This is a genomic window from Arthrobacter pityocampae (assembly GCF_002927275.1).
In the GTDB taxonomy this organism is placed as follows: domain Bacteria; phylum Actinomycetota; class Actinomycetes; order Actinomycetales; family Micrococcaceae; genus Arthrobacter_D; species Arthrobacter_D pityocampae.
The window spans coordinates 1-4,045 of record NZ_PRKW01000012.1 but is presented as its reverse complement, the minus strand read 5'-3'; the positions used below and the strand labels follow the sequence as shown (position 1 = coordinate 4,045).

The window sequence follows — 4,045 nt, the reverse complement described above, 5'->3', positions numbered from 1 at the left end:
CCGGAAGCTAAGACCCACAGCGCCGATGGTACTGCACCCGAGAGAGTGTGGGAGAGTAGGACACCGCCGGACAACCATTCCAGGGAAGGCCCCGACACCACGTCGGGGCCTTCCCCCCTTTAACCACAAAACCAGGATGGCCTGGGGCTCAGTGCTGAGGCGTCAGGAGAACTGTCATATCCATTCGCGGCGTCGTAGGGGTGGCTCCTCGCCTCCTGCGCGCTGCACCAGTATCTGGTTCACGCCGTTCAGACCCCGCTCGAAGCCGAGTGCGCTCGATGCCATGTACAGTCGCCACACCCGAGCCCGGCCCTCACTTGTCAGACGGACTGCCTCGTCCCAGTTCTCCTCGAGGTTGTGCACCCAGGCGCGCAGTGTCAGTCCGTAGTGCCGGCGGAGCGCTTCGACGTCGAGCACTTCCAACCCCGCTGATTCGAGTGCTTCGATCATCGCGGTCAGGCTGAGCATCTCACCGTCGGGGAAGACGTAGCGGGGGATGAAGGAGTCCGGGTCCGGAGGCATCTCGCCGGCGTTCCACGAGATTGCATGGTTGAGGAGACGCCCGCCGGGGCGCAGCAACTCGAACAGGCGGGATGCATAGGCGCCGATTTGGCTTCCGCCGACATGTTCCGCCATACCGATCGAGCTGATCGCGTCGAAGGGGCCGTCGTGGACATCGCGATAGTCCTGGACCCGGATCTCGATGCGATCCGCGAGTCCGGCGTCGGAGGCTCGCTTACGCGCGAGATCCGCCTGCTCCTTCGAGAGGGTGACACCGACGACGTCGACTCCGTACTCCTGTGCTGCGTGCAGTGCGAAGCTGCCCCAGCCACAGCCGACATCCAGCACTCGCATCCCGGGCCGAAGACCGAGCTTGCGGCAGATGAGGTCGAGCTTCGCTTCCTGAGCTGTGTCCAGACCTGTTGTTTCGTCGTCCCAGACAGCGCAGGAGTAGACCATCGTCTGCCCGAGAACGAGTGCATAGAAGTCGTTTCCGACGTCGTAATGATGAGAGATCGCCGCGGCGTCACGCTCCTTCGAGTGCTTCCGCCCCAGTCGGGTCACGCTCATCTCCTCCGGAGGCGGTGTCGGCGGAAATCCCAGCGCTCCTACGCGAATGGCTGTCCGGACAAGCCGTATGCGTTCTCTGATGGTCGGAGGACGGAAAGCCTTCAGCTCGGCGAACTTGCCCACGGAGCTGAGCGCCGAGAAGCCTTCGAAGAGGTCGCCGGCCCCATCGATCTCCCCCGCCACATACGCACGGCTCAGCCCGAGCTGATTCGGCGACCAAAGCATGCGTCGTAATCCCCGTCGGGAGCGGAATTCGATCACGGGGGCGCCGGGCGGCCCTGCTTCTGAGCCGTCCCATGCCCGAAGCCTGAGCGGGATCTCTTCCGTACCCAAAATGACCCCCAAGGCGTCGGCTAACTGCGGTGCCACTCCCTCTTTCCTGCGCATGCACCCTGTTTACTACGACTTGTCCGCACGGACCATACTTCCGTCGAGACAGTATCTTCTGCGCCTGGCTGCCGTTGCTTCGCGCAAAGTCCCACAATCGAGGCTGAGGCCATGAACCTGCCTGTACGCGGTTCGTCCTTACAGCGGCCGTGTGGTCTCAGAGCAAGGCTCAGCCACCGCGGGCTTCTTGCGGAACGGGCACACGCGGCGCTGACAAAGGTGTGGGGAACTCAGAGGATTACGCCGGTTCAGTTCAGCCGATAAAACCCAGGTCGGATTGCGGCAGGACTTGCGCTGCGCGTCATGCTGACGTCAGCGGGCGGGCAGTTCCACGAGAGACTCCTCCTGGACCGGCTGCCGACCCAACCTTCGAACCGTACACAGTGACGACAAGTCCCCTGCCTGGATATGGCCCCGGACCGCATCCAACCCTGGCCGTCGACCTGTCACGAACGCGGCCTCCACTGCCGCAGCCAGCCCCTTGCCGCGCGAACCCTTCACCAGGAACTGTGCTTCCAAATAGACCGCACGGCAGCCAAGAGACGGTGAAACAGTTGCGGCCACCACGTCCTGCAAACCCATCAAGGTCCCGTAGTGACATCACAGGTCTGGTCAGCAGCTTCCTAGAGATCCTCGCCAGACGACTCCGGGAGGAACGGCGTAAGTTCCGGGAAATCGGGTCGCCACCTTGGGTGTTCTCCCTGGTCGTCTGCGAGCACCTCAGCCGCCGCCTTCGGCTAGGTGTACTGCCCGGGGACGTTGGCTGGTATGTGAGGACGCGTTGGAGGTTCTGGCTCACGGGCTCACTGGCTTTCGCTGCAGTGGCGAGGAAGGCGGCTACAACTGTTGCCCTACGTATTGCGGAGGATGCATCGAGACTCCGCTACCGCGGGCTCGAGATCACGGTGCTGCCATTTCCAGTGTCGAGGAGGCGCTCGACCAAGGCTGCAGGGTTGATGTCCGGACCCGGCCGAATAATCCGAGCCGGTGCAATCTGCGGTGACGCAAGAGCGTAAAGGGACTAAACATCCCTGACCTCGGCACGCGCTGCGTCTTCGGCGCGGCACCCCGCAGGAAGATAAGCCGACACAGGGTGAGAACAGGCATCGGGCTGATCCATCGACAATTCACAAGGCGTCGCCGGAACCCGGGACAATCCGAAAGAGGGAAGGGCGCCATTCGCTGGAGAACCTTACGACAACTGCTGACGATCTTCACCGACCACGGTCGAGGAATTACACCACAGTTCCGATGAACCACGGTCCGCAGAATTCGAACAACACTGCAGGCCCGAATCGACGGCAGCCCGGAACGCTGTGTCTTCATGCACCCGATCCCACTGACGGTGATCCAGGAATCATACGGCTCGGTGTCTGCGGTCCATATCTCCGCGAAGCCGTAGCACCTGGTGTGTTTTGAGTGACGGGCCGCTGCACCTGGGGCGGTTGACGATGGCGGTCCAGCGCCACCGGGTGACGAGGGTTGTGAGCCAACAGGTCGTGGCTTCCCTGTCAGTGACAGCAACCTGTGTGCCCCTTCGCCTTCGATGAGTATCTGACCAGGGGTCCACCGGTCGGGGGCTGTCTGAACCGTGACGGCTTCTTCGGAAGCCATCCGAAGGTGGTCGACGTAGCCAAAAGCAGACCCCACCGCGTTCGGAGCCCAGTCGGCAGCCCTGGAGTCCTGGCGTCGAGCTCCTCCACGGGTTCAACGACGGACGTGGACAGGAGCGGGTCGGGGCGAGACCGATCCGCTTAGTCCTCCACTTGACCGTGTCACGAGACATCTCAACACCGGCCGGGCCCAAGAAACGGCTGGCGGGCGGAATGGGGATCCAAGCCGTGTGCAACAGGACGGAAGGGCTCCCTCGCCGGTGCGGTGCGGTGCGGTGCGGTGCGGTGCGGAGCGGGCGTCGTCAGAGCTCAGGACTCGAGCGATCGAGCGGACCTGCTGGTACCCCAAGCCGCGGTTCCGCCCGGGATTTGAACAGTCGTTCAGGCCCCAGTTCGTGTAAGTCCTGCATGCTCGTGCCTTTCCTCCGCCGTCGATGACAGCGTGCTGGCAGAACCCGACTGCGCCTGGGCAAGGAACCCGGGTGTCTGTCCGATGACTTCCTAGATATCTGTCGGCGCACCACTCAGCTGCATGCGCATGTAACCGCACTACTGGCCGGCAGGGGAGCCCGGCGACTGGCCAGCGGCGAGTCCGTGTGTGTGCCCACTTGTCACTCGGCTGCGTGTTGGCAGGGGAGCCGGGCCACTGGTCGGCAGCGCACCTGTTTACCTGCCCGGCAGGGAAGCCCGGGGACTGGCCAGTGGCGAACCCGTGTGTGCCCGTCGGTTACTCGGCTGCGTGTTGGCAGGGGAGCCGGGCCACTGGTCGGCAGCGCACCTGTTTACCTGCCCGGCAGGGAAGCCCGGGGACTGGCCAGTGGCGAACCCGTGTGTGCCCGTCGGTTACTCGGCTGCGTGTTGTCAGCGAACTGAGGGACTGGCCAGCAGCGCACCTGCCTGTCGGGCGTGATCGGGTAGACACTGGTTGGGTTTGCTCGGGGGTGGTGGTGGGTGTAGTGTTTTCTGAGTTGCCC

The 4,045-nt window shown here is 63.6% G+C and carries 1 protein-coding gene; it reads right to left on the bottom strand.

Going from position 1 to position 4,045, the window contains the following annotated elements:
- Positions 1-174: 174 nt before the first annotated feature.
- Positions 175-1,458, bottom strand: a complete 1,284-nt coding sequence (locus C4K88_RS16770; protein WP_104122809.1) for a class I SAM-dependent methyltransferase — start codon at positions 1,456-1,458, stop codon at positions 175-177.
- Between the last annotated feature and the right edge of the window lie 2,587 nt (positions 1,459-4,045).